The 26,612-nt window shown below is 38.7% G+C and carries 28 protein-coding genes and 1 other annotated feature; of the genes, 18 read left to right on the forward strand and 10 right to left on the reverse strand.

Translation table 11 applies throughout. The features are described 5' to 3' along the window. Nucleotides 1-8: 8 nt before the first annotated feature. The 4 genes from I2432_RS04550 to I2432_RS04565 all read left to right on the forward strand — a co-directional run bounded on the left by I2432_RS04550 (nt 9) and on the right by I2432_RS04565 (nt 5,382). Nucleotides 9-2,369, forward strand: coding sequence for an LTA synthase family protein (locus I2432_RS04550; RefSeq protein ID WP_282957534.1), 2,361 nt, complete (start codon nt 9-11; stop codon nt 2,367-2,369). Between the two features lie 67 nt (nt 2,370-2,436). Then, entirely contained in the window at nt 2,437-3,456 is a 1,020-nt protein-coding gene (gene galE, locus I2432_RS04555) for a UDP-glucose 4-epimerase GalE (protein ID WP_115250875.1), read from the forward strand. Nucleotides 3,457-3,625: 169 nt separating this feature from the next. Next, entirely contained in the window at nt 3,626-4,849 is a 1,224-nt protein-coding gene (gene pepT, locus I2432_RS04560) for a peptidase T (protein ID WP_206159032.1), read from the forward strand. 44 nt (nt 4,850-4,893) lie between these two features. Continuing rightward, complete coding sequence (locus I2432_RS04565) at nt 4,894-5,382, forward strand: EbsA family protein (RefSeq protein ID WP_012678063.1); 489 nt, start codon at nt 4,894-4,896, stop codon at nt 5,380-5,382. Here I2432_RS04565 and I2432_RS04570 read toward each other — a convergent pair. Then, the gene (locus tag I2432_RS04570) at nt 5,369-5,566 is read right to left on the reverse strand and encodes a ferredoxin (protein WP_206159033.1); all 198 of its coding nucleotides are present in this window, start codon (nt 5,564-5,566) and stop codon (nt 5,369-5,371) included. The two genes, I2432_RS04565 and I2432_RS04570, sit on opposite strands and share 14 nt — an antisense overlap. 48 nt (nt 5,567-5,614) lie before the next feature. On the opposite strand from I2432_RS04570, the gene I2432_RS04575 reads away from it, so the two are divergent. The 6 genes from I2432_RS04575 (at nt 5,615) to I2432_RS04600 (ending at nt 9,389) form a co-directional block, all read left to right on the forward strand. Beyond that, nucleotides 5,615-6,124: an SAG1386/EF1546 family surface-associated protein gene (locus tag I2432_RS04575; protein WP_042670543.1), complete on the forward strand. Its 510-nt coding sequence runs from the start codon at nt 5,615-5,617 to the stop codon at nt 6,122-6,124. A 14-nt stretch (nt 6,125-6,138) separates the two neighbouring features. Beyond that, nucleotides 6,139-6,819, forward strand: a complete 681-nt coding sequence (gene cmk / locus I2432_RS04580) for a (d)CMP kinase (protein ID WP_012515488.1) — start codon at nt 6,139-6,141, stop codon at nt 6,817-6,819. A gap of 23 nt (nt 6,820-6,842) precedes the next feature. Beyond that, nucleotides 6,843-6,965: a sequence feature (ribosomal protein L20 leader region), on the forward strand. A gap of 14 nt (nt 6,966-6,979) precedes the next feature. Beyond that, nucleotides 6,980-7,510, forward strand: a complete 531-nt coding sequence (gene infC, locus I2432_RS04585; RefSeq protein ID WP_012515489.1) for a translation initiation factor IF-3 — start codon at nt 6,980-6,982, stop codon at nt 7,508-7,510. Between the two features lie 39 nt (nt 7,511-7,549). After that, entirely contained in the window at nt 7,550-7,747 is a 198-nt protein-coding gene (gene rpmI / locus I2432_RS04590) for a 50S ribosomal protein L35 (RefSeq protein WP_012515490.1), read from the forward strand. Nucleotides 7,748-7,806: 59 nt separating this feature from the next. Beyond that, nucleotides 7,807-8,166, forward strand: a complete 360-nt coding sequence (gene rplT / locus I2432_RS04595; protein ID WP_000124834.1) for a 50S ribosomal protein L20 — start codon at nt 7,807-7,809, stop codon at nt 8,164-8,166. A 542-nt stretch (nt 8,167-8,708) separates the two neighbouring features. Next, nucleotides 8,709-9,389 (forward strand): LPXTG cell wall anchor domain-containing protein, encoded by a 681-nt coding sequence (locus tag I2432_RS04600; RefSeq protein ID WP_249093392.1) that lies wholly within the window; start codon nt 8,709-8,711, stop codon nt 9,387-9,389. A gap of 111 nt (nt 9,390-9,500) precedes the next feature. On the opposite strand, the gene I2432_RS04605 is transcribed toward I2432_RS04600, so the two are convergent. Further along, the gene (locus tag I2432_RS04605) at nt 9,501-11,687 is read right to left on the reverse strand and encodes an LTA synthase family protein (protein WP_206159034.1); all 2,187 of its coding nucleotides are present in this window, start codon (nt 11,685-11,687) and stop codon (nt 9,501-9,503) included. Nucleotides 11,688-11,834: 147 nt separating this feature from the next. Between I2432_RS04605 and I2432_RS04610 the strand changes: the two genes are divergently transcribed. From I2432_RS04610 to gorA, 5 genes are all read left to right on the forward strand, one after another. Next, nucleotides 11,835-12,998 (forward strand): class I SAM-dependent rRNA methyltransferase, encoded by a 1,164-nt coding sequence (locus I2432_RS04610; protein ID WP_021320679.1) that lies wholly within the window; start codon nt 11,835-11,837, stop codon nt 12,996-12,998. Then, complete coding sequence (gene aroD / locus I2432_RS04615; RefSeq protein ID WP_206159035.1) at nt 12,995-13,675, forward strand: type I 3-dehydroquinate dehydratase; 681 nt, start codon at nt 12,995-12,997, stop codon at nt 13,673-13,675. The genes I2432_RS04610 and aroD overlap by 4 nt, the downstream gene beginning before the upstream one ends. 115 nt (nt 13,676-13,790) lie before the next feature. Next, a complete protein-coding gene (gene aroC / locus I2432_RS04620; protein ID WP_164335179.1) occupies nt 13,791-14,957 on the forward strand; it encodes a chorismate synthase in 1,167 nt (388 codons plus the stop codon). A 60-nt stretch (nt 14,958-15,017) separates the two neighbouring features. Further along, complete coding sequence (locus tag I2432_RS04625; RefSeq protein WP_012678055.1) at nt 15,018-15,359, forward strand: YlbF/YmcA family competence regulator; 342 nt, start codon at nt 15,018-15,020, stop codon at nt 15,357-15,359. Nucleotides 15,360-15,552: 193 nt separating this feature from the next. After that, a complete protein-coding gene (gorA, locus tag I2432_RS04630) occupies nt 15,553-16,905 on the forward strand; it encodes a glutathione-disulfide reductase (protein ID WP_206159036.1) in 1,353 nt (450 codons plus the stop codon). A gap of 70 nt (nt 16,906-16,975) precedes the next feature. Here the strand turns inward: gorA and I2432_RS04635 are convergent, their stop codons facing one another. After that, nucleotides 16,976-17,416, reverse strand: a complete 441-nt coding sequence (locus I2432_RS04635; RefSeq protein WP_206159037.1) for a DUF6556 family protein — start codon at nt 17,414-17,416, stop codon at nt 16,976-16,978. A gap of 238 nt (nt 17,417-17,654) precedes the next feature. On the opposite strand from I2432_RS04635, the gene I2432_RS04640 reads away from it, so the two are divergent. Then, complete coding sequence (locus tag I2432_RS04640) at nt 17,655-18,797, forward strand: cysteine desulfurase family protein (protein ID WP_206159038.1); 1,143 nt, start codon at nt 17,655-17,657, stop codon at nt 18,795-18,797. A gap of 1 nt (nt 18,798) precedes the next feature. Beyond that, on the forward strand, nt 18,799-20,013 hold the full coding sequence (gene thiI, locus I2432_RS04645) for a tRNA uracil 4-sulfurtransferase ThiI (RefSeq protein WP_206159039.1): 1,215 nt from the start codon (nt 18,799-18,801) through the stop codon (nt 20,011-20,013). A 121-nt stretch (nt 20,014-20,134) separates the two neighbouring features. Here the strand turns inward: thiI and I2432_RS04650 are convergent, their stop codons facing one another. From I2432_RS04650 to I2432_RS04680, 7 genes are all read right to left on the reverse strand, one after another. Next, nucleotides 20,135-20,392, reverse strand: a complete 258-nt coding sequence (locus I2432_RS04650) for a hypothetical protein (RefSeq protein WP_231148175.1) — start codon at nt 20,390-20,392, stop codon at nt 20,135-20,137. Between the two features lie 396 nt (nt 20,393-20,788). Beyond that, on the reverse strand, nt 20,789-21,130 hold the full coding sequence (locus tag I2432_RS04655) for a hypothetical protein (protein WP_206159040.1): 342 nt from the start codon (nt 21,128-21,130) through the stop codon (nt 20,789-20,791). A gap of 559 nt (nt 21,131-21,689) precedes the next feature. After that, a complete protein-coding gene (locus I2432_RS04660) occupies nt 21,690-22,778 on the reverse strand; it encodes a tyrosine-type recombinase/integrase (RefSeq protein ID WP_138119153.1) in 1,089 nt (362 codons plus the stop codon). Nucleotides 22,779-22,901: 123 nt separating this feature from the next. Then, nucleotides 22,902-23,759, reverse strand: coding sequence for a DNA adenine methylase (locus I2432_RS04665; RefSeq protein WP_138119155.1), 858 nt, complete (start codon nt 23,757-23,759; stop codon nt 22,902-22,904). Nucleotides 23,760-23,816: 57 nt separating this feature from the next. Next, entirely contained in the window at nt 23,817-25,469 is a 1,653-nt protein-coding gene (locus I2432_RS04670) for an AAA family ATPase (RefSeq protein WP_249093395.1), read from the reverse strand. Between the two features lie 9 nt (nt 25,470-25,478). Further along, a complete protein-coding gene (locus tag I2432_RS04675) occupies nt 25,479-25,862 on the reverse strand; it encodes an ImmA/IrrE family metallo-endopeptidase (protein ID WP_138119157.1) in 384 nt (127 codons plus the stop codon). After that, complete coding sequence (locus I2432_RS04680; protein ID WP_138119158.1) at nt 25,846-26,187, reverse strand: helix-turn-helix domain-containing protein; 342 nt, start codon at nt 26,185-26,187, stop codon at nt 25,846-25,848. The genes I2432_RS04675 and I2432_RS04680 overlap by 17 nt, the downstream gene beginning before the upstream one ends. A 196-nt stretch (nt 26,188-26,383) precedes the next feature. Between I2432_RS04680 and I2432_RS04685 the strand changes: the two genes are divergently transcribed. Then, the gene (locus I2432_RS04685; protein WP_138119161.1) at nt 26,384-26,596 is read left to right on the forward strand and encodes a helix-turn-helix transcriptional regulator; all 213 of its coding nucleotides are present in this window, start codon (nt 26,384-26,386) and stop codon (nt 26,594-26,596) included. Nucleotides 26,597-26,612: the final 16 nt, after the last annotated feature.

Below are 26,612 nucleotides of genomic sequence, written 5' to 3' on the forward strand. Positions count from 1 at the left end.
TGCTTGATATGATATTATTTAGCCTTTCATCTCTTTATTTATCTATTTTTGTGGTAAGCAAAAACACGTTAAATAAGGGAGCTTATGGTTCGTGGCTTGTCTTAGTGTTAATAGCTGGAATGGCATGTTTGCTGATCAAGCATGCCTCCTCAAAGCTGCTTATTGTTTCTGTAGCTGTCAGTAGCTACTATGCTGTTGCTAATAGCTATATCACCTTAGCCATCAATAAAAACAACAGCAGGTTTACCATCAGTAATCGTACGATTCAGGAAATGCTGCTAAGTCTGGCAGCTTTAGTCAGCCTGCTTATTTTAGGGGTTCTCTTAAAAAAATACCTGTTAAAGAAGGACTACCAATCAAACAGAGGAATCCAAGTCATTTTACTTAGTCAGGCTTTTTCAGTCTTAACGCTGAACAGCTCTTTATTTAAGACTGTGATTAAGCAAAATGATTATTGGCCTTTAGATAGTCAGTCAAACCTTGTTAGCCTGAATCTCTTTAAGTATAGCTTTTGCTCTTATATGCTGACGTTTGTGGTTTATTACCTCATTGTCACAGCCTTTATTGGGGCCTTGAGCAAGCGATGGGGTCTTAGATTAGCTCTAGTGACCAGCTTATTTTTAGGGATCATCTTTAATTACTATATCCAGGCTGGGATCACAGCATATGGTGATTTTCATGGGGCAGTGATTATTCCAGGTGCAACCCTGTTTCAGGTGCTTGTCCTGACCCTCTTTTTTGCGCTGGTGTTTTTGCTCATTAACAACTATATCATTGCTTTATTTGTCAATACGGTGATCGGAGCTTTAATCAGTATTGTTAATATTGAAAAATACAAGCAGCGAAGTGAGCCCTTATTATTCTCAGATTTGAAGTGGATCAAAGAGATTAAGTTTTTCTTGAATTACATTAGTCTGACTCAAATCATTAGTATTATTTTGATACTAGTCTTGTCAGGTCTACTGATCTATGTTTTGTATAAAAGATACTTTAGAGAAAAGATCCTATCAGCGCTTTATCTTAGACTGATGTCAATAGGCTCTATCCTTTTGGTATTTGCCTCTATCCTTTTTGTATTTAGCCAAAATAAAGATGGTGAAATCAAAAAAGGTATTCCAGTTCTGTCATCAGTCTACAATGTCTTTGATATTGACTGGTATGGTCTTACAACCAATGCAAGGTTTCAATCCTTGAGCTTTGTTTGGTTCAAGCAGGTTACCACCAGCACCATTAATCAGCCTTCAGGCTATAGCAAGAGCGCTATGCAAAAGATTTATCAGAAATATCAAGCTAGAGCTGCTGATATCAATAAGCAAAGGCATCAGCGTATTTCTGATCAAACAGTGATTTATATACTGAGTGAGAGCTTTGCTGACCCAGCTAGGATTTCTGGGGTTCAATTGGCCAAGGATCCTATTGCAGAGATCCATCATATCATGGAAACCACAACGAGTGGTCTAATGACCTCTGATGGCTATGGCGGCGGTACAGCTAATATGGAGTTTCAAAGCCTATTTGGCCTACCAAAATATAACCTCAATCCAACAGTTTCGATTTTGTATTCTGATGTCTTTCCTAAGTTGAAGTTTTCGCCTGCCATTAGTAATGCCTTTTCGCCTAAGGATAGGATTGCTTTGCACCTTGCAAGCGCCAACAATTACTCTCGGAAAATCGTTTACAACAAATTGGGATTTGATACCTTCATTGCCACAGAGGATTCAGCTGATAAGCCAAAGCACTTGATACGAATGAGCTCAAGCTATAGTGATGAGTCAACCTATGACAATATTTTAGACCAGCTCAACCCCAAAAGAAGTCAATTCTTTTCAGTGATTACCATGCAAAATCATGGCCCTTGGTACACAGAGCTAAGAGATGTTGATGTTAGCCTAGCAGGACTGGACCAGTCTGAGACGGATAGCCTGCAAAGCTATGTGAATTTATTAAGCATTACCGACAAGTCAACAAAGGCCTTTTTATCAGCACTGGAAAAGGTTGACAAGCCTATTACAGTTGTGTTTTATGGTGATCATTTACCTGGCTTTTATCCAGATCAGGTCTTTAAGAATGATGAGGAGGTCAAATATTTAACAGATTATTTCATCTGGAGCAATCATCAGACCAACAAATTGGCTAGACCTCGTGTTAATTCCAGTGATTTTACCTCTTTATTGCTAGAGCATACGGATTCCAAGGTGTCTCCTTACTACGCTCTTTTGACAGATGTCTTGGATACCAGAAATAGTGATGACAGCCAGCTAACTGCTGCTCAAAAGCAGGTGGCCTCTGACTTAAAGCTGTTAGAATATGATCTTATTGAAGGCAAGGGCTACATTAATGCCTATCCTGATTTCTTTAAAATGAAATGATAGATATACTTTTTGGGAGTAATCAGTTATAATATTAGTAATTATTAGAAAGTCAGGTATATAATCAATGTTAGGAAGTATTTTAGTTACTGGTGGTGCAGGCTATATCGGGTCACACACCTGTGTTGAGCTGCTAGCTGCTGGCTATGACGTTGTTGTGATTGATAATTTGTGCAATTCAAATCCTAAAAGCCTAGCTGCTGTTGCTTCGATAGCTGGAAGAGAAGTGACCTTTTATCAGGGAGATATTCGCGATCAACAGCTGCTAACAGATATTTTCAGTAAGCATCCTATTGTGAGTGTCATTCACTTTGCAGGGCTAAAAGCTGTTGGAGAGTCAAGCAGGATTCCACTTGATTACTACGACAATAATATCTCTGGAACATTGACCCTGCTAAAGGTAATGACAGCCTTTAACTGTAAAAATATCATTTTTAGCTCCTCAGCGACGGTCTATGGAGATCCGCATACCGTTCCTATTTTAGAAACCTTTCCACTGTCAGTGACCAACCCTTACGGTAGAACAAAGCTGATGCTAGAGGAAATCTTCAGGGACCTCTATGCATCAGATAATGAGTGGCATATTGTATTGTTGAGGTATTTTAATCCTATTGGTGCTCATGCGTCCGGTGATTTAGGAGAGGATCCTAAGGGCATACCTAACAACCTATTGCCTTATGTTTCTCAGGTAGCTGTTGGTAAGCTAGATTGTGTTGGCGTTTTTGGTGATGATTATGAGACCAAGGACGGCACTGGCGTTAGAGATTATATCCATGTTGTTGATCTGGCTAGGGGTCATGTCGCTGCGCTTGCAAAGCTTGCTGAAGAGCCAAGTCTGTCTATTTATAATTTAGGAACAGGTACAGGCTATTCTGTGCTAGATATTATCGAAGCCTTTTCTCAGGTGGTTGGCAGGGCTATTCCTTACAAGATATTGCCAAGGCGTCAAGGAGACATCGCAGCCTGCTATGCTGATGCTACCAAGGCTAAAAAAGAGCTTAACTGGACTGCTGAGTATGGCTTAGAAAGAATGTGTACAGATACTTGGAGATGGCAAAGCAAGCACCCAAATGGTTATGAGGAATAAGGCATGAGCTGATGAATCATTAAGGCTGCCAAGAGCTTTCTTGGCAGCTGTCTTTTTATGAGAACACAACTGTAACAGAACAGATAAAGCACTGTAAAAAACTAAGCTTAGGCAAGTATTTTAGGTCCTTTTATGCTATAATAGTAACGAAAACTTATCGAGGTGGTCTATGACATACGAAACTTTATTAGAACGATTTCTGAATTATGTAAAAATCAACACAAGGAGCAATCCAGCAAGCACTACAACTCCAAGCACCAAGAGTCAAGCTGACTTTGCTCTAACAGTGCTAAAGCCAGAGATGGAAGCTATTGGCCTACAGGACATTCATTACAATCCAGCTAATGGTTATCTCATTGGAAGCTTACCAGCTAACAGCAGCAAATTGACTCGGAAAATTGGTTTTATTGCGCATATGGATACTGCTGATTTTAATGCAGAAGGAGTAGCCCCTCAGATTATCGAGAGCTACCAGGGTGGGGAGATTAAGCTTGGTCAGTCAGGCTATTCTTTATGTCCAGAGGATTTTCCAAATCTCAACCAATATTTGGGACAGACCCTGATTACAACTGATGGCACAACCCTTTTGGGAGCTGACGATAAATCTGGAATTGCAGAAATCATGACGGCTATTGAGTTTCTTGTTGCCAACCCTCAGATTGAGCATTGCGATATTAAGGTTGCCTTTGGACCTGATGAAGAAATTGGTGTTGGTGCAGATAAGTTTGATGTTAATGCTTTTGATGTTGACTTTGCCTATACTATTGATGGAGGTCCGCTTGGCGAGCTACAATATGAAACCTTTAGCGCAGCAGCCCTAGAGCTCAAGGTGTTAGGCCGCAACGTTCACCCTGGTACAGCTAAAAATCAGATGATTAACGCCCTGCAGCTGGCAATGGATTTCCATAGTCAATTACCAATTGACGATCGTCCTGAAAAAACGGACGGCTATCAAGGCTTTTATCACTTATGCAGCATGTCTGGTACCGTAGAAGAAGCACAGGCCTCTTATATTATTCGTGATTTTGAGGATAGTTCCTTTGAAGCTAGAAAGGCCTTTGTAACACAGCTAGCTGAGGAGATGAATACTCAGCTTGGAGCAGAGCGTGTATTTGTAACAGTGACGGATCAGTACTACAACATGAAAAAGGTGATTGAAAAGGACATGACACCTGTGAATCTAGCTAAGGCTGTTATGGAGGACCTAGCTATTAAGCCAGTTATCGAGCCGATTCGTGGTGGTACTGATGGCTCAAAGATTTCCTTTATGGGAATTCCAACGCCAAATATTTTTGCAGGTGGTGAAAATATGCATGGCAGGTTTGAATTTGTAAGTCTGCAAACGATGGAAAAGGCAGTTGATGTGATTCTTGGCATTGTCCAAAAAGCTTAACATCACCCAAAATGCTCAGAACGGATTAGAGGTGATGGAAAAGCATGATTAAATTATTCGGTAAAGTAAGGTATCACTGGCAGCCAGAGCTGTCTTGGTCTATTATTTATTGGTCAATTGCTGTTGCGCCTATTTTTATTGGTCTGTCCTTGTTGTACGAGAGAACAGAAATACCGAGTCGTGTTTTTGTCTTGTTTGCTTTATTTGCTGTACTAGTGGGACTTGGCCTGCACCGTTATTTTGTAATTGAGAATAATGGTGTCTTGAAAATTGTATCTTTAAAGCTATTTGCTCCGCACAGACTGATGATTGCCTCAATTACTAAAATTGAGGTTACTAAGTCGACAGTTTGTCTATTTGTTGGTGATAAGAGTTACCTTTTTTACATGAGAAAGTGGCCTAAAAAATATTTTTTAGATGATCTAGCGATTAATCCTTATTTTAAGGGAGAGGTTATATTACTAGATAACTTCATCAAGCTGGATTATTTTGAAGCCTACCAATACGAAAAAAAGCCTCTTACTCGAGGGTAAGGGCTTTAGTAGGGCAGGATTTTACTGCTAAAATGGCATCATGATCATTAGGATCTATAAGCTGACTTGGCTCATCAGACTGAGCCAATTTGACGATACCATCATCATGATAGTCAAAAAGAGCAGAGTAGGTCTGGCAAAGACCACAAGCAATGCATTTTTCTGGAAGGATAGATACTTTCATAGGTATTATTCTAATATGATTTTGTTAAATTAACAAGGGGGAAGAATCATGGCTAAAGAACCATGGGAAGAAAAAATTGTTGATGACAATAAGACAACAAGAACAAGAAGATCAAGAGGGGCACTCATTAGTACACCTTGGTTGACTGCCTTGTTAAGTGTTTTCTTTGTCATTATTGTTGCCATACTTTTTATTTTCTTCTATACATCAAATAGCGGCAGTAACAAGCAAAATGAGACAACAGGATTTTACGGGGCATCAACTCAGAAAGAAACAGCAAAGAAGACCAGCTCGAAATCAAAAGCTAAGACAAAAGCAAAACCAAAAGTGAGCTCTAGTACTTCAGCAGCTAGTGATACAACAAGCCCTTCTAAGACTGAAACAGCACCTTCCACAGAGGCAGCAGGAAAGACAATTACAGTCTTAGCAGGGGAAGGAGCAACATCTATTGCGGCTCGTGCTGGTATTTCTGTTGAGCAATTACAAGCCCTAAACCCAGATCACATGACCCAAGGCTACTGGTATGCCAATCCAGGTGACGAGGTCAATATCAAATAGTTAAAGAGGAAAAGATGAAAGCAATTAGAATTGCGATTGATGGACCAGCCTCAAGTGGGAAAAGTACGGTAGCCAAGATTATTGCCAAAAATCTTGGCTACACCTATTTAGATACTGGTGCCATGTATCGCTCAGCGACTTATATCGCATTAAAAAATGGTTATCACAAAGAAGATGTCAATCTAATCCTGCAAGAATTGGCAGAGCGTCCGATTTCTTTTAAAAAAGCAGCTGATGGTTCACAGTTGGTTTTTCTTGGAGACCAAGATGTGACAATGGCAATCAGGCAAAATGATGTCACTAATAATGTTTCTTGGGTGTCTGCCTTGCCAGAGATTCGAGAAGAGTTGGTAAAGCAGCAGCGACGAATTGCTAGGACTGGTGCTATTATCATGGACGGTCGTGATATCGGAACGGTTGTGCTGCCTGATGCTGAGTTGAAGATTTTTTTGATTGCTTCTGTTGAAGAAAGAGCGCAGCGTCGTTATCAGGAAAATATTGAAAAGGGGATTGCAACTGATTTTGATACCTTGAAGACTGAGATTGCAGCACGCGATTATAAGGACAGTCATCGTCAAGTTTCGCCGCTAAAGGCGGCAGATGACGCGATTATCTTTGATACTACCGGTATCACGATTTCAGCTGTTGTCCAATTTATTCAGGAAAAAGCAGAAAAAATAATTGACATGGCATGATTTATTTGTTAGAATGTCAATAATGAGAAAAGCAGAAGTGAGAGCTTCTCGCCTTGCGACCTAGGTTGTCTGGCCCTACATGTCAAATTCCTACGGGATATTATGTGTGCGGGCTTGGTTCATTAAGTCCGCTTTCGTTTTTCTCTAAAAAAATAAAGAGGTGAAGATCATAGCTAAAAAAGATCTATTCATTAATGATGAGATTCGTGTTCGCGAAGTTCGTCTCGTTGGTCTTGAAGGTGAACAATTAGGCATTAAACCATTATCTGAAGCTCAGTCTTTAGCTGATGCTGCAAATGTAGATTTGGTTTTAATCCAGCCGCAAGCTGTTCCTCCTGTTGCCAAGCTTATGGACTATGGAAAGTTCAAATTTGAGTATCAAAAAAAGCAAAAGGAGCAACGCAAAAAGCAAAGCGTTGTAACTGTAAAGGAAGTACGTCTTAGCCCAGTTATCGACAAGGGTGACTTTGAAACAAAGCTTCGTAATGGTCGTAAGTTCCTTGAAAAGGGAAATAAGGTTAAGGTTTCTATCCGTTTTAAAGGACGTATGATTACTCACAAGGAGATTGGTGCTAAGGTACTGGCTGATTTTGCTGAGGCAACTCAAGATATTGCTATTATTGAGCAAAGAGCAAAAATGGATGGTCGCCAAATGTTTATGCAGCTTGCACCAATTTCAGACAAGAAGTAATTGTCATGTTACATTATATGTTAAGAGGAGAATATTACAATGCCAAAACAAAAAACACACCGCGCATCAGCTAAACGTTTTAAACGTACAGGTTCAGGCGGTTTGAAACGCTTCCGCGCCTTTACATCACACCGTTTCCATGGAAAAACTAAAAAGCAACGCCGTCATCTTCGTAAAGCAGGTATGGTGCATGCAGGAGATTTCAAGCGTATTAAAGCAATGGTTACTGGCCTTTAAGATTGAGGTCGTAACAGGTATTTACTAGAATTATAAGAGTTATTTGAAGGAGAATATTAATGGCACGTGTTAAAGGTGGCGTTGTATCACGCAAACGTCGTAAACGTATTTTAAAATTAGCTAAAGGTTATTATGGAGCAAAGCATATCTTGTTCCGTACTGCAAAAGAGCAGGTCATGAATTCTTATTACTATGCTTATCGTGACCGTCGTCAGAAAAAACGTGACTTCCGTAAGCTATGGATCACACGTATCAATGCAGCTGCTCGTATGAACGGCTTGTCATATTCACAATTGATGCATGGCTTGAAGCTTGCTGAAATCGAAGTTAACCGTAAAATGCTTGCTGATTTAGCGGTGAATGATGCGGCAGCTTTTACAGCCCTCGCTGATGCTGCTAAGGCAAAGCTTGGCAAATAAGAGAAATCAACTGTAGACTTAGAGACCTTCTAAGTCTATTTTTTACTGCCTTATGTTAGCTAATCTAGCTAGATAAGACAGTCATGACGTTTTGTCAGGAGTATTTGAGCTATCTTTAGCGATCACTAATTGATTGAAAAGGAGCTAACTTGTCTTTCTTTTAATACCTGCTAACGAAGTAGAGGCTTTTCAGCCTTATATCAAATCTATTGCTAAAATAATAAAGTACTAAACAATTTATTTTGGAACCACAATCTCATAATTTCATTTTATTTTAATGTAAGTTGTGCTTTAATATAGTAGAATGAGAATAATAAGTACAAATGTATCCTATCTATTAGTGTCAATAAGTTGATTTATTGTTATGATATGCTATAAAGCTATAGAGATTTGGTCAATATTTATTGATATTAGTTGATATAATGTTTTCATATGATTCTTATGAATCTGACATTTTTGATAACAATGATCATAAGCTTGACAGGATAGGAGATGCCTTTTTAGTCATTATTTTTAGTTGACAAAACATTAAGGAGATAGTTATGATGCCACGTTTTTCTAAAGCGATTCGATATATGGGTGCTACAACGATGTTAGGTCTATCTTTGCTAGCAGCTAATGTCAATGCCAACACTAATGCTGATACGGTAACGGTAGATTTGACCTATACAGCCTATTCTAATCTGACAAATGAACAAAAAGCAGGCATTCAAAAAGGCACTCCAAATGAAGTACCTATCCAAGATAAATTGCATTACGTTCTTGTTTACGACAAAAGCTGTGGAGTGACAGCATCTCCAAAAGGAACGATGTCTACCCCTAAGGCTAACGCTAAGGTCTTGCCTAAAACAGGTGGTGCAGCAGATGGTCTGGTTGGTTTGGCAGTAGGGCTAGGCTTACTAAGTGTTTCAGGCTATCTTATTTACAAAAATAAGAAAAGTGGCAAATATGTGCTGATTGCCTTGTTAACAGCTGGTGGTGCGACAACGGCTGTTAGTGCAGTTGATGTGGTACGTCATCTCAATGATGTCGTCATTAAAACTACGGTTAAGGGGATAAGCTTTACTTACACTCCAGAAGAAAGGGTTGATGACTACTGTTATGTGGGTTATATTATGACGCAAGAAAATATCCCAGCACCGACGCCCGAACCAAAACCTGAGCCTAAGCCAAATCCTGCACCGACGCCAGATCCAGAATACTTTGAGGCCATTCCTCAATAAAAGTGTCAGAACTAAAAAGCCCTCATTAAGTTGTAACGCTTAATGAAGGCTTTTTGCTTGCTTTTAGTCTTCTACGAGAGCGATCCTAGTGAGGCTTGCTTTAGACATCCACTACTGACTTTGTTCCTTAACGGATTCTTCTTTAGGGTCAGAAGACGAAGTAGATTCAGGTTTTTCGGCTTCTTTAGGATTTAACTCCAGATAAGAAGGTGCTTTAAAGAGCTTTTGAGTTGATTTGTTGCCATTTTTACTATAAATGCTGGTTGAATGTGATCCTAATTTCTCTGATATCTCTTTGAGTTGTTTTAGCTGCTTGGTATAAATGAAGGTTGTTGGATCAACAGGCTTCAAGCCATTATCGGTATCAAAGCGTAGTAAGTCTCCTGTTTGGATAGCATCACTAGCTGCCAGCTGCTGAGCAACGGCTGCTCGTATTTCTTTGACCTTAGCCATTGTCATCTCATCAGGGTTTGTAATTTCCAAGCCTGTTTGAGTGTTATAAAGGCGACCGCTATAGCTAGTGTAGTCTGGCGTGATATAAGTTCCAGAGGTTCTCTGCGCTACGATTTGACTATTTTGTGGCGATAAGAGGTCCTGTCCTAGTTGAACCATCTTGCTGGTATCAATACCCAGGATATGCAGCAAGGTTGGTAAGGCATCAATTTCTCCACCAAAGGTTTCTTTGATCCCGCCATTGGTATAGCCTGGAATATGGATCATATATGGTACACGCTGGAGCATTGCATTGTCATATTCGGACCAGGTTTCGGGGTCTTTACCTAGTAATTCCGCCAGGCTGACATTTCTGGAATTAGAAATACCATAGTGGTCACCATATAGAACAAAGATAGAATTGTCATAAAGACCTGTCGCCTTGAGATAATCAAAGAATGATTTCAAGGCTGAATCTAGGTAGTTAGCTGTAGCAAAATAACCATTAATGGTTTCATCATCGGTTTTGGCTAGTGGAAAGCCCTCTTCGCTGCTTTCACCTCTAAGGCTGGTGTAAGGGTAGTGGTTGCTGACAGTAATAAACTTAGTGTAGAAGGGCTGTTGAAGCTGCTCAAGGTACTTGATAGAATCCCTAAACATGTATTTGTCATTTAAGCCATACTGGAAAGAGTTTTTATCAGTCTGTTTTGAAAAATAGCTTGAATCAAAAAAGTAATGATACCCCCACTGCTTATAAGCATTATTACGATTCCAGAAGGTTCCAACATTCCCATGAAAGACAGCGCTAGTATAGCCGCCATTTTGTGCTAGGATTGATGGTGTGGCGAATTGAGTGTTTTCACCGCCATAATTTACCATAAAAGAACCACTGTTTAAGCCAAATAATGAATTTTCCATCATGGTTTCTGCGTCAGATGTTTTTCCAGCCTTGACCTGATGGAAAAAGTTAGAGAAGGCCAGTGTGGCATTAGAATGGTAGAGGGAATTAATAAAAGGTGTGACCTCATAGTCCTTGTCGTTATCCTTGAGCTTGTAATCAATAAGAAATTGTTGGAAGCTTTCCAAGTGGATCACGATGACATTTTTCCCTTTACCAATTCCAAAATATTGGGGATCAGGAGCAGCGTAGTGGTCCTTGACATAGCGCTTAACATCGACCAATTCTTCAGCTGTTGCTCCGTTACGCTCTTTTTGTGCTTGATAGGTCTGGTTACCGCTGTAAATGGTAAAAGCAGGCAATCCAAGCGCTCTAACGATATAGGTATTTGAAAATCCTCTGGTTAGAAGCTCTGGACGGTCAATCTCTGCAAGAAACAGATTAATAGATAAGAGCAAGCAAGACAGTGCTGTAACAGCAAAGGAAGCCCGCTTGTTAAAAGGACGCGGGTCTTTTTTGATGGTCTTAGTTACTGATAAACTAATCAGAATGATAAAATCAAGGACGTAAACAATATCCCAAATGCGCAAAAGGTTTAAAGCAGAGTCTCCTAAACCAGCAGAAACCTTACTACTGGCTAGCATAGCACTAACCGTAATGAAATCTGAAAACTCTCGGTAATAAATAGAATTTGATATTAACAAGAGGTTAAGGATAATATAGACGATCCAAGAGCTGATATAAAAGGCCCTAGTATTCTTGATATAAAGGGTAAATCCCAATAGTAACAAAGCTAGAGGGATTGGGTTAATAATTGTTAGAAAGACCTGATAGGCATTTCCCAAATCTAGTGAAAAGTCAGCATGGTAAGCCCATAGGGTTTTTATCCAAAAGCAGAAGAGAAGCGTTAGCACAAAGCCTAATCTTGTATTGATAAAGCTTGTGATAAATGTTTTAAAATTCTTCACAGTAAGAACTTCCTTATCATTTTTTCCTAAAAGATATAATCTCCAAATAAAATCTCAGATTAAATTATACCAAAAATATGGAGCTAATGCTTGCAATAAGTTTAAATCTAGTATGATTTTTTAATAGTTTTTGTTATAATAGAAACTATGAATAAGGTCTGTATTAATCCCCTTGTTGAACGCAAGATAGCAGCAGGGATACAATTACTAGATGAAAAGGATTTTGATGGCACTATTTGGGACAATCAACTAGTGCAGCTTGTTAATTCATCTCATCATCTTATCGGCACAGCTTACCTTTCAAAGCAACATAAGGGAGTAGGCTGGTATCTAGGAAGGTCTGTTAAGAAATTGTCGGTTTCTTATTTTGTGACCTTATTTAAGACAGCTAAGAAGAAAAGAGAGCATTTTGCCGCGTCTGAATGGACAAATGCTTACCGTCTTTTTAACCAAGACGGTGATGATTTTGGAGGACTAACCATAGACCTCTATAAGGACTTTGCTTTATTTTCTTGGTATAATGTCTTTGTTTATCAAGAAAAGGAGCTTATTATTCAGGCTTTTCGAGAGGTTTTTCCTGAGGTCAGGGGAGCTTATGAAAAGATTCGCTTTAAGGGACCAGATAAGGAGACGGCTCATTTGTATGGCGCGTTTGCTCCTGATACCTTTACCATTTTAGAAAATGGCGTAGCCTATCAGGTATTTTTAAATGATGGCTTGATGACAGGGATCTTTCTTGATCAGCATGAGGTTAGACGAGGTCTGGTGGACGGCTTGGCGCTTGGAAAGACTGTTTTAAACCTGTTTTCATATACAGCAGCTTTTTCTGTAGCTGCGGCAATGGGCGGTGCAGTTGAGACAACCTCTGTTGATTTGGCAAAGCGCTCCATAGAGTTATCAAAGGCTCATTTTATTCAAAATCAGTTGGACCTATCAAGTCATCAGCTGGTCGTTATGGACGTTTTTGACTATTTTAAGTATGCTAAGCGAAAGCAGCTTTCTTTTGATCTTATTATCATTGATCCACCAAGCTTTGCTAGACACAAAAAGCAGACGTTTTCAGTGAGCAAGGACTACCATCAATTAATCGCTGAGGCTCTAGACCTATTGAACCCCAAGGGAACAATTATCGCTTCAACAAATGCTGCCAATATGACTGTTAACCAGTTTAAAAAGCAAATTATCAAAGGATTGGGAGGCAGGCCATTAGCTCAGATGACACTTGAGCAGCTTCCAAGTGATTTTACTATCAATAAAGCAGATGAAAGAAGTAATTATTTAAAGGTATTTACTATAAGGGTACGAGAATGAAAATTGTAGCACCAGTCATGCCAAGAAATGTTGAAGAGGCTCAATCTATCGACGTTTCTAAATATCAAGATGTTAATTTAATCGAGTGGCGAGCAGACTTTCTTCCTAAGGAGGACATTGTTTCTGTAGCGCCGGCCATTTTTGAAAAATTTGCAGGTAGAGAGATTATTTTTACCCTTCGTACAAGTCAAGAAGGAGGGCATATCACGCTTTCTGATCAGGAATATGTTGATTTGATCAAGGAGATCAATGCGATTTATAATCCTGACTATATTGACTTTGAATACTTTAGTCACAAGGCTGTCTTTCATGAAATGCTTGACTTTCCGAATCTTGTCTTGTCTTATCACAATTTTGATGAGACGCCTGAAAATTTGATGGAGGCTTTTTCGGAGATGACTAAGCTGGCTCCTCGCGTTGTCAAGATTGCTGTCATGCCACAGAGCGAGCAGGACGTTTTGGATTTGATGAATTATTCCAGAGGCTTTAAAACACTTAACCCAGAGCAGGAATTTGCAACCATGTCAATGGGAAGGCTGGGCAGACTATCACGCTTGGCGGGTGATGTTGTAGGCTCCTCGTGGACTTTTGTATCCTTGGATCAAGCCAGCGCACCAGGGCAGGTTTCCTTGGCTGATATGAAAAGGATTCTTCATATTTTGGAATCTGAGGATTGATAAGATATGATAACAGACATTATTCTTCTGGATAGTCTAGAATAATGTCTTTTATTTGTCTAGAGAAGGGCAGCCTTTTTGCTTTTTATGTCTATAATTGATAAATGGAGGAATAATGAGGTATTTAACAGCAGGTGAGTCTCATGGGCAAGCCTTGACAGCCATTATAGAGGGAATTCCTGCAGGCTTAGCATTATCAGCTGAGCTTATTAATAAGGAGCTGAAGCGTCGGCAGGGAGGGTATGGTCGTGGAGCACGCATGCGTATTGAATCAGATCGTGTGCATATCTCTTCGGGTGTTCGTCATGGTCAAACGACTGGCGCACCGATCACATTAACCCTTCAAAACAAAGACCATCAAAAATGGCTAGACATCATGGCTGTTGAGGCTGTTGAAGAGCAAATCAAGCTCAAGCGTAAAATCACTCATCCACGCCCTGGTCATGCTGACTTGGTCGGGGGGATCAAATATCGCTTTGATGATTTAAGAAATGCGCTTGAGCGCTCCTCTGCCAGAGAAACAGCGATGCGCGTGGCAGTTGGTGCAGTTGCTAAGGCAGTCCTTACTGAGCTTGGGATCGAAACTGCTAATCACGTCCTGGTTTTTGGTGGTATTGAGGTAGCTGTGCCTGAGGCGATGCCTTTTACAGACATCAAAAAAGCAGCAGAGGCTTCTGATTTATCTATTGTCAATCCTAAGCAGGAGGCGACTATCAAGGCCCATATTGATCAAGTCAAAAAAGAAGGGGATACGCTTGGCGGTATTATTGAAACAATCATTTATGGTTTACCAGCAGGCTTAGGTTCATACGTTCAATGGGATCGCAAATTAGATGCCAAAATCGCGCAGGCGGTCCTGTCTATTAACGCCTTTAAAGGGGTCGAATTTGGTATGGGCTTTGATATGGGCTACCAGAAGGGCTCGCAGGTCATGGACGAAATCATTTGGCATGAGACCAGCGGCTATAGTCGTCGAACAAATCGATTAGGTGGCTTTGAGGCAGGTATGACTACTGGTCAGCCTATTGTTGTCAAAGGGGTGATGAAGCCGATTCCCACCCTCTACAAGCCCCTAATGTCTGTGGATACTGAGACGCACGAGCCTTACAAGGCTACTGTTGAGCGTTCTGATCCTACGGCTCTGCCAGCTGCCGGTGTCGTGATGGAGAATGTTGTAGCAACTGTCATCACAAAAGAGATTTTGGAGCAATTTCCATCGGATAATATGACCGATTTAAAGCAGGCCTTTTTTGCCTATTGTGACTATGTTCATCATTTTTAAGCGACAAATGGCTTGATATTGTGATATGATAGGAATAATAAATGATAAAAGGAGATCCAGATGTCCCAAGATATTTATGATTATGCCAATAAGCTTGAGCGAGCTGTTCGTGCGCTCCCAGAGTACCGCAAGGCCTTGGAAGCCAGAGAAGAGATTAAGGCAGATGAGGCTGCCAGTCAGCTATTTGATGAGTTTGTTGCTGTGCAAGAAAAATTGCAGGGGCTTATGCAGACCGGTCAGCTACCAACAGAGACAGAGCAGGCAGATATTCAGGCTCTCAGCCAAAAAATTGAGGCCAATGACCTATTAAAAGGGTATTTTAACGCCCAGCAGGCTCTTTCCATCTATGTTAATGATATTGAACGGATTGTATTTGCACCATTGAAGGATTTGGCCAAGTAGAGCTAAGCTGGCTTAGGATTAAGAGAAGAAAGGATTGTTGATGCTTATCACAATCTTTTTTTGTCGTAGCAGGGATTTGAGACACAAGTTATTTTATGTTATAGTCAAATGACAGTAGATTAAAATAAAGCAATAATGATAGCTTAATAACAAATCTATTGAGGCAAGCATTAAGAGTAAAGGTGGTAAATTAATGGCAATTCAGTATGATTATATTGTGATTGGTGGTGGGAGCGCTGGGATTGCCTCGGCGAATCGTGCAGCAATGTACGGTGCTAAGGTCCTATTAGCTGAGGGCAAGGCTATTGGAGGGACCTGTGTTAATTTGGGCTGCGTGCCTAAAAAGGTCATGTGGTATGGCGCACAGGTAGCAGAAACGATTCATACCTATGCGAAGGATTACGGGTTTACGGTATTAGAGGATAGGTTTGATTTTAAAACCTTAAAAAGCAATCGTCAGGCCTATATTGATCGTATTCATGCCTCTTATGAGAAGGGCTTTGAGCATAACGGGGTTGATCGTATTTATGATTATGCACGATTTATTGATCAGCATACGGTTGACATTGCAGGTAAGACCTATACAGCCCCCCATATTTTAATCGCTACTGGTGGTCAGCCTATTTTTCCTGACATTGAAGGAGCTGAGCTGGGGATTAGCTCAGATGGTTTCTTTGCTTTAGATGATATTCCAAAACGAACAGCAGTTGTCGGTGCTGGCTATATTGCTGTTGAGATTGCAGGAGTGCTCAATGCCTTAGGTTCTCAGACGGATTTGTTGGTTCGCTATGATAGGCCACTGAGGACCTTTGATCAGGATATTATTCAGGTTCTGGTCGATGAGATGAAGGTATCTGGACCAAGGCTGCATACCAATGCCAATGTTACTAAGGTTACCAAGGCTAATGATGGCTCTCTTCAAGTGCATTTGTCCGACGGTCGTAGGCTTGAAGTGGACCAAGTGATTTGGGCAATTGGCCGCAAGCCAAATGTGACAGGCTTTGGCTTGGAGCATACAGGAGTTGAGCTGGATAAGAGGGGCTATATTGCTACTGATGCTTATGAAAACACGTCTGCCGAGGGCATCTATGCTGTTGGTGATGTGAATGGAAAGCTTGCTTTGACCCCAGTTGCTGTCGCAGCAGGTCGTCGCTTAGCAGAGCGTTTGTTTCATCATAAGGCCAATGAAAAGCTTGATTATGACAAGGTTGCGACAGTTGTCTTTAGCCATCCGCCAATTGGTTCGATTGGCTTAACAGAAGAGGCAGCTATTCAAGCCTATGGGCAGGAGGCTGTTCGTGTCTATCAATCACAATTTACGTCTATGTATACAGCTATTACCAGTCACCGCCAGCCCTGTCTAATGAAATTGGTTGTTGCAGGAGAAGAAGAGACTGTCGTTGGTCTGCATGGAATTGGTTATGGCGTCGATGAGATGATTCAAGGCTTTGCTGTTGCCATTAAAATGGGGGCTACTAAAGCTGATTTTGACAATACTGTTGCCATTCATCCCACAGGTGCTGAAGAGTTTGTTACCATGAGATAATAGCATATGATAAAACACGATAACATGACAGTTCAGAGCTTATCTGAATTGTCTGTTATCGTGTTTTGTGCTATGGATTGCTTGTGCTATTAGGAGCTGGCTCATTAACTGCGGGTTGATTGGCAGTTGGTGCTTCTGTCTCGGTATTCTGTTGTTTTTCTGTATCCTTAGCAGCAGTATCAGCTGAGCTAGGAGTGGTGTTTGACAGCTGAGTATCGTTAGATTCAGAATTAGCCTCTGTCTTGTCAGTCTCTTCTTTATTTGAGTGTGACGAATCCTTTTCAATAATTTTCACAATCGTTGATGTTGATGATGGAGAAGAATCATTTTTAGGTTGCTCATTTGATGGCTGTAGAGCTCGATTAATAGTGATTGTTGCTACAACAATACTCAGAACGCTACCAACTAAGGCGATGGTTTTTTGAAGGGCGGTAAAGCCAGTTTTGATATGCTTTGTTGGAATGCTTGCTGATTTTTTAGGCTTTTGTTGACGTGAATAATGTGATGACATGAGAATATCTCCTTTAACGAGTCATAGGCTAGCTAAAGCCAAATGCTTTAGGCCTTTAATGGCTAACAGGCATTTCAGTTTTAGCTCTATCATCTATCAGTATAATCTAGAACAAAAATCAAGTCAACGGTTTACCTTATGTCTAGGACAGAGATGTCCTATCCTGCAAAAAGATGTCTTTTTTCATTTCATCAAATTTGTGATAAAATAAAGTATTGAATAAAAATGAAGGTGACACATGATTTATTTTGATAATGCAGCCACTACCAAGCCTTACGAGGAGGCGCTTAAAACGTATCAGGAAGTGGCCAGTAAGATTTATGGCAATCCCTCTAGTCTCCATCAATTAGGAGCCAATGCCAGTCGTATATTGGAGGCTTCGCGCAAGCAAATAGCGGCCTTACTTGGTGTAGAGGCCAAAGAGATTTTCTTTACCTCTGGCGGAACGGAAAGCGACAATTGGGCTATCAAGGGGATTGCCTTTGAAAAATCTCACTTTGGTAAGCACATCATTGTCTCAGCCATTGAGCACCCAGCTGTCAGAGAAAGTGCCAAATGGCTAGAAAGTCAAGGCTTTGAGCTATCTTACGCTCCTGTCACAGATAAGGGAGTCGTTGATGTCGAAAAGCTAGCTGCCTTAATCCGAAAGGATACCATATTAGTTTCCATTATGGCGGTTAACAATGAGATTGGGTCAATTCAGCCGATTGCAGCTATATCAGAGCTTTTGGCTGATAAGCCTACCATTACCTTTCATGTCGATGCTGTTCAGGCTATTGGCAAGCTTCCTGTTGAGGCTTACTTAACCGCGCGTGTTGACCTAGCTTCCTTTTCCGGTCATAAATTTCATGCTGTTCGTGGCGTTGGCTTTCTTTATAAAAAATCAGGAAAGCGAATCACTCCCTTATTGGTCGGTGGCGGTCAAGAAGATGAGCTACGCTCGACAACTGAAAACGTGGCAGCTATTGCAAGCATGGCCAAGGCTTTAAGGATCATCACAGAAAGACAGGATAGCTCTCAAGCAAGGATAGCAGCTATGAAAAAGGTTATTTATCAAGCCTTGCAGGCCTATGAGGATACCATTCTCTTTTCCGGGATAGATGATGTTGCTCCTCATATTCTGACCTTTGGTATAAAGGGCGTTCGTGGAGAGGTCATTGTGCACGCATTTGAAAAGCATGAGATTTACATATCAACAACGAGTGCCTGCTCATCAAAGGCTGGAAAGCCAGCAGGAACCTTAGTCTCAATGGGAATTCCAGCAAAATTGGCTCAAACAGCAGTCCGTATCAGCCTAGATGATGATAATGACATGGGACAGGTTGAGCAATTTTTAACAATTTTTAAACAGATTTATGAAAAAACACAAAAGGTTAGATAATATGAAATATTCAGAAATAATGGTTCGCCATGGGGAGCTATCGACTAAGGGAAAAAACCGTATGCGGTTTATTAATCGGCTAAAAGCTAATATTCAAGATGTACTTTCTGCCTATCCTGAGGTGACAGTCAGATCAACTCGAGATAGGACCCATGTTTTGCTTAATGGCGCAGATGATAGGTCTGTGATTGAAGCCTTAAAGCCAGTGTTTGGCATTCAGGGCCTATCTCCTGTCTATAAAGTTGAAAAAAGTGTTCCTGTACTGATAGCAGCAGTTCAGGAGATCATGAGCTCCTTATATCATGAAGGGCTAACCTTTAAAATATCAAGCAAGCGTAGTGACCATCAGTTTGAGCTCGATAGCCGAGACCTCAATCACACTCTAGGAGCAGCCGTATTTGAGGCTTTGCCGCATATCAAGGTACAGATGAAAAATCCTGATGTTACCCTAAAGGTCGAAATTCGTGATGAGGCTGCTTATCTGTCTTACGAAGACATAAGGGGGGCTGGAGGCCTGCCGGTTGGAGCTTCAGGAAAGGGAATGCTGATGCTATCAGGTGGCATTGATTCACCAGTTGCGGGCTATCTGTCCCTGAAACGAGGTGTTGAGATTGAGGCAGTGCATTTTGCAAGCCCACCCTATACCAGTCCTGGTGCACTAGCAAAAGCCAAGGATCTAACGCAGCGCTTAACGCGTTTTGGAGGTAATATACAATTTATCGAGGTTCCATTTACCGAGATTCAAGAGGAGATCAAGCATAAGGCACCCGAAGCCTATTTGATGACGCTTACTAGACGCTTCATGCTACGGATCACAGATGCTATTCGTGAGAAACGAAAGGCTTTAGTGATTATTAACGGTGAAAGCTTAGGACAGGTTGCAAGCCAGACCTTAGAGAGCATGCAGGCTATTAATGCAGTCACCTCAACTCCGATTATCAGACCAGTTGTAGCAATGGATAAGCTAGAAATCATTGACATCGCTCAGCAAATTGACACCTTTGATATTTCCATTCAGCCCTTTGAAGACTGCTGTACCATTTTTGCTCCTGATCGTCCCAAAACCAATCCCAAGCTAGCAAATGTTGAACGATATGAGTCTCGCTTTGATGTCGACGGGTTGGTAGAGCGAGCAGTAGCAGGGATCAGAGTAACTGAGATTACTCCTGAAATAGAGACTGACAGCTTATCAACGCTTATTGAGGAGTTGTTGTAGGAGGTGCACACTTAGCCCTATAAAATAAGCAACCTATTTAAATAGTCAAAAAAGCCAGACCTATTAGTCATTAAAGGTTCTGGCTTTTGCTTTAAGCTGGTTTTGTTAGTAAATTCTGCTATTAGCTACTAAAATAGCTAATGACCTCATCAGAAAGGACCTCCTCGTATTGTTGCATAGCTTCTTCATTGGTTAAGCCCATCGTCTGTAGGTAGGCTTTCAAGGATTCGGCAATGCCATGTCTGGTCAAATCCTCTACCGTAACCGCTTGGATAGGCTTTTCCTGAACAGCCTCAGCTAGCTGCAAAGACAATGGGTGACAGCCAGTTAATAAGAGACTGGCTAATAGTGTACAACTTATCAATATAGATTTTTTCATATATTTCCCTCCTTTCATGAAAATTATATGAAAACAACCATAAATTGTAAACTATTTAGATTTATCTTTTGTTTAATGTTCGTATTTTGTGTTTTAAAAATGATTTTTTTATTAAAATAAGCGATAATGTTTGGTTTTTATGTTTGGTTTACTTATCTTAAAAAAAGTCATGACAAGTTTTAGCCAGTGATAGTAGGCTAATAAAGCTCTTGTTAGATAAAAAGTAGACCACTAAGTGAACCGCACCCCAATCGTTAGTGTTTCTGTCTAACTTTTGGGGTGCAGTTCAAAGCCGCTTGACTGTTTTTAATGATAAGGTCAAGCTTCATCAAACTAAAACCGCTCGGAAGGTTGTCCGAGCGGTTTTGATCTATGATAACTTATCATGTTATTTAATTAAAAAGGGGAATAGTCGTTATAAAATTTAGCTAATTCAGATAGAACTGCAGAAATAACTTCACTACGAGTTTTACCCTTAAAGTCAGCTAGTAGCTTTTTGTAATCTTGACCAGCCATAGAGTCCGAATAAAGAGTTGCGTCAAAATGGCTGAGACCTAGACTCTCCAAGAATGACACCAAATCGTCGTATCCTTCTTGCTTAGGCGTTAAAAGATATTCCACGTCACCATAAACATAGTCATCAGCTTTGCTGATGTGGGTTGAAGCTGTTAGGCAGACTCCTGCCAAAGCTAGGGCAGCCATTGTAGAAACCATAAATTTCTTACAAGCTTGTGTCATATAAGTGTCCTCCATTTCCAACGGTTCCTTTGTCCGTCGTTATTTTTGTGATATTTTCCTTATCACAATGTTAGTCTAACTCAAAATCTGTCAAAAGTCAAATGTTTTTGTAATTAAATTAATAAAGTGTTTTTAAAAAATTAAAGAAATGTAGCTTTTGGAATAATTAAATTATTGAAATTTTGTAAAGAAGCACAATATCATAACAGATGATATCTATAAAGCAGCAGTAAAAGGTAGCTACATTACAGGCAATACAGGGCAATTATCCGAAAAAGAGTTGGTAATGTACTGTCAGGGAAGAGAGTAGGAAAATTGTTAGAAAAAAGTAAACGTAAGATTAGCTAAAGAGAAAACTTAAGCTGCTCTTAAAAGATTTTTGGCTCTCTTTTAGTTGTCAATAAAATAGAAACTTACGGTAACCCACGAACAAGACAAAAAGAAAAAAACCTTGATTTAACAAGGTTTTAGTAAGTTATGATAACTTACGGTAAGTATTGATGGAGCTGGTGGGAGTTATTGAAACAGTATTAAATAAGTGATTAAGACAATTTAGTTGTCAATTTAGTTGCTTACTTGTAACAAATTGATTGAATTTAGTTCCAATATCATCAACTGCCGATTGTGTGATATGGGTATATACATTCATAGTCGTTTGTAAGTCACCATGCCCGAGTCTGTGCTGAACCTGTTTTAATGACAAACCTGATTCAAATAATAAGCTAGCATGAGTGTGCCTAAATCCATGAATTGTAATCTGGGGTAAGTTTGTTCCTTTGATAATTTGTAATAGCCATTTACGGGGCAGGCTAGGTGTCATAATTCCACCTGATTCGGATTGGAACATAAGAGTAGAAGTAGGAAAAGTTTCGTGAAGTTCTTGTAAAATTTCCAAAGTCTCATCATCTAAGCTGATTAATCTATCGCTAGACTTAGTCTTAGTAACGTCAATTTCTAGCCCTATTTGAGTACGTGTGACAGCTTTATTTATTGACAAGGTATTTCCATTTAAATCGTCCCAAGTCAGTGCCAGAAGCTCCCCTTTTCGTATTCCAGTGAATGCAAGCAGTCTAAACAAAGCTATCTTTTCAATATCATCTGTTTCATCGACTAATTTAAGAAATTCTTTTAATTGATCAAGAGTATAAAAATTATTATCTTTTTTTCGTTCTCTTTTTAATTTTGGTGGTGTAATCGGTAGTGCTGGATTGTTACTAATATACCCATACCTAACTGCTAGATTTAGAATGTTTCTAACAAGTCCTAGTATTTTACCACCATATTTTAAATGATCACACCATTCCTCAGTTAATCTCTGGATAAGTAGCGGATTAATATCTCCAATCATTACTTTATCAAGTTTTGGTAAAATATGATTATTTATATTTCTTTCAGTTTTTAAGTATGTGCTTCCTTGGACGGTCTTTTCGTATTCTTTAAGCCATTGTTTTGTCAATTTTCCAAATGTCATGCTAGTTTTAGGCTCACTAATTTCACTTTGTAGATTGATCAATGCAGTTCTAGCAGCTTGCCTTGTTTTGAATCCAGATCTCCTAATATATTTTCTTTTACCGTTAACATATCCAGTGTACAAAAGAAATCTATAAGCGGTTTCGCCATTTTTCTTTTTATATGATTCAATTTTCATTGCCTACTATCTCCAAATTTGATAAAATAAGCATAGTAAAGAGACCTACTGCAAAGCAGGTTTTTACTATACAGGATTTGCCTCACGCTCAGAGTCGCCAAACTTTGAGAGCGTGAGGCTTTTTTATTGAGCTTTTTGCAAATGTTGTGTTTCTAGTGGAACAATTAGTTGTTCAGAATAGAAAATATATTCAATTCCTTTACTAGGTTTTGTCACTGAATAATTCAGATAATACTTTTCATTTCGAAAGTCGTTATACATTTTTAAGATTTCTTCTGAGACATCATATGTAAGGATCCATTTTTTATTAGACATATATTTTTTTATAGTTTCGGCCAAGCTGAGATGATTCTCATGATTATAAAAGTTTGTATATAATCCTGGCCCTTTTTTATAATAAGGCGGATCAAAGAATGTAAAAGAATTTTTTGTTTTAGAAATATTTAATCGGACAAACTTTTCAGCATCCATGTTATAAAGCTTAATGCGTTTTTTCATAGATGCAATTAGTATAATTTTCTCTATAATTTTTTCTTTATTGAAGCGGCAATCAAGTTTATAATCTCCGTTTTGTTTTAGACCACCGATTACACCCGCTTTTATGATACCTGAGCGATTTGTTCTATTGAGGAATAACGTTGAAAAACCAAGGGATAACAAGTCATCGCAATTATCTTTATTGTTTTGGATATTTCTTTGAATTTTCCACTCTTCGATAGTAATAGGAGTAGTTTCGATTTTTTCGATTAGTTGATCGGTATAATTTAACACCGAATACCAAAAGGCATAGATAGCTTTATCGAAATCATTTACCATTATTTTTTTTACATCCTTATTTAAGAGTAGCCTTAAAGCTATTCCCATTCCTCCCATATAGGGTTCGATATAGGTTGTTGTGTTATTAGCCAAAACTAGCTCCCTGACATAGTCGTAAACTTGAGATTTTCCACCTGGGTATCTTAATGGACTTATGTTTTTCATATGTTATTCCTCCTTTCTATATAGAATATATTATTTTTAAAATTTTGGCCAGTATTATTAAATCCCCGGAACTCCGTTTTCTTCAAAAATTTCATTGAGAGTTTTTTTCAATTCATTTTTAAATTTGTCAAATACATCTTTATTTTGTTGTATCATATAATCTCGATATTTATTTCGCTGTATTTTGGGGCAATTTTCAAACCACCTTTTATAGCAATTAACATTCTCAGTTTCAATATTTTCAGTTGTTAACGGAATTTTCAATTGTGAAAATTCTTGTTTGAACATATCTTTTGATTTGTTTACAGTTTTAAAAAAGTTATCATCTGCACTCAAATTAAGAATATAGTTTACAATTTCTTTTTCTAATGGAAGTTTTTTTTCGGAAATGGAGGGGATAAATAAAATTCTACTGTATTTCGTATTACCAATTTGTGACTCATTTATATCCGCATCAAAAATTAATAGAGCCATCGAATCAGAAAGTAATGCATATCCATTTTTTGCTAGAGCTTTTAATGTTGGCCAGCTTGCCCCAGTACCCCCAGATACATTTGATATGAATTCACATCTCTTTGAAATTTGAGAGGTCATAATTTTTTTTAAATATTGTTCTGCAACTAAATCTTCACATAAAATTTTTGCTTTTACTAATGTATCCGTATGATGTTCAGATGTTAACGTTAATTCTTCCTTAGCAAATTTAAAAGTTGGATTTCTATATATTTGCAAATCGCTTGAATATCTATTTGTTATGAAGTTGATACAAATTGAATTGTTATCAATGAGTGTCTGTTTTTTCATTACTTCTTGAATTAGATATAATGAATGAGTATTTAAAACAATTTGAACGTTGTATTTGGCGGACCATTCCATTAAAAAATTAAATAAATTCAATTGTGCAATTGGATGTAGACTAGCTTCAAATTCATCAATAGAAAGGAGCCCTGTTAAAGATTTTTTGTTTTCTTTTTTTTCAGCTACTCTCATAAAGGAGAGCAAAATTTTTAGGAACGAACTAAGATTATCTTCTCCAGATGATATTGACATTATATCGTAAGTTGCTTCAGTCCCAGGGCCAATAGGTGTTTTACTCACTTTTGATTTATCAGTTTTATAAGTTTGAAAGGTTGAAAACTCAGTTTTACCAAATATTCGCTCATAAAATTTGGAGATAAATTGTTTTTCTCTCTCTGAATAACGCAAATTAAGTTCTGAAATATCTTTATCTTCAATATCAACTAGTGGGTATAATCTTTTTAAATTTAAATAGACTGAGGGTAAATTAAAGAAACCATCTCCTTTAGCACTGCCGCTGGGTACTAATCGAAATCTATCTGACCTCTTGTACATTTTGACTGGTTCGGCAATATGCTCAGTTTTACCATTATGAATAATATCCATTTTTATATCATATTCGTATGGTATGTCCTTTTTTATGGAGAGTTTGAAGACCTCACTAAATGAGGTTTTCATGATTTCACCTGTGATTGATACTTCGTTGGTCTCAAACGGGTGAGCCACTAGCCCCATTATGGTTGATTTCATTGTTCCGTTTCGTCCGGATACTACAGTTATGTTTTTTCCAAGAAGAAACTCCTGATTTTTAATGAGTCTAAATTTTTTAATGCTAATACCTTTAAGAGATTCAATAATAATTTTTTTATTGTCCGTTATTCCTAAATCATTTTTTCGGTTAAAAGAAATCATATATCTTTTTTACATCCCCACTATTTTTCTAAATTCGTCTTGTATCATTTCTTGTCCCCAAGTCGTAGATATTTTATATGCTGTAGCAAACTGCAACCAATTAAAATCGACTATATCGTGCGATGATAAGTAATTCTTTATCAATTCCCTAATCATAAATCGATCGGCTTGGTTTTCGTATTTTAGTAGCAATCTTTGATACTGTTTAGGGTCGTGTTCAAGATGACCTAACTCATGTAAAATAACTTTTTCTTTTTCTATTTGTGATAGATTTTGATTGATGTAGATTATCCGCTTGTCTGGATAGTAAAATCCTGGCCTGTCCCACATCGTTTCAGGGAATTCAAATAACTTGATGTTGTACTGACTAAGTATTTCATTTATCTTCACCATTCCCAACTCCTAAAGACAATTTAATAATAGCTTCGATTTTTTCTACGTCTGTGTCAGATAAAGGTTTTCCATCAAACATCACGACACGTTCGCGGAGGTTTGATAGGTCGATGGTAGACTGCCAATCGGGTTTTTCTTCAGCAAAACTTTCCGGGTTAATTCCTAGAATGTCACAGATTTTAAAAATGGTTTCTGCTTTTGCATTCATTACACCGCGCTCTAAAATAGAACGCATGGTTGTGTATGGAATATCATTTTCAATAGCAAAGGCTCTAACGCTATTATATCTACTTTCGATAATCCTCTTTAAATCTTTTTCGTCCATTTTTTAAATTTCCTTTTTCTTTTTCTACTATATAATAACATACGAAAAATCATATTTCAAGACAAAAAAATAATAAAAAATCTAAAAAAACAGTTGACTATATACGAAAAATCATATATAATTAAATCAAGCTTCAGGAAACGACAGCTTTTTAAAATAAAACAATATACGAAAAATCGTATTAGAAAGGAATGATATGAAAAATATTGAATATATTCGAAAAGAAAAAGGTGTCTCATTAGTTGATATTGCCGACTGTTTACAATTAAAAGCTCAAACAGTTCGCGAAAAAATTAACGGTAACTCTGATTTTAAATTTGGGGAAGCCTTGAAAGTTCAACGAACTTTTTTTCCAGAATTTGATATCGTCTATCTTTTTAAAGAGAGTAAAGAATTATCTATGGGATAGCATACGAAAATTCATA

The sequence above is a fragment of the Streptococcus equi subsp. zooepidemicus genome (genome assembly GCF_015689395.1).
GTDB classification, from domain to species: Bacteria; Bacillota; Bacilli; order Lactobacillales; family Streptococcaceae; genus Streptococcus; species Streptococcus equi.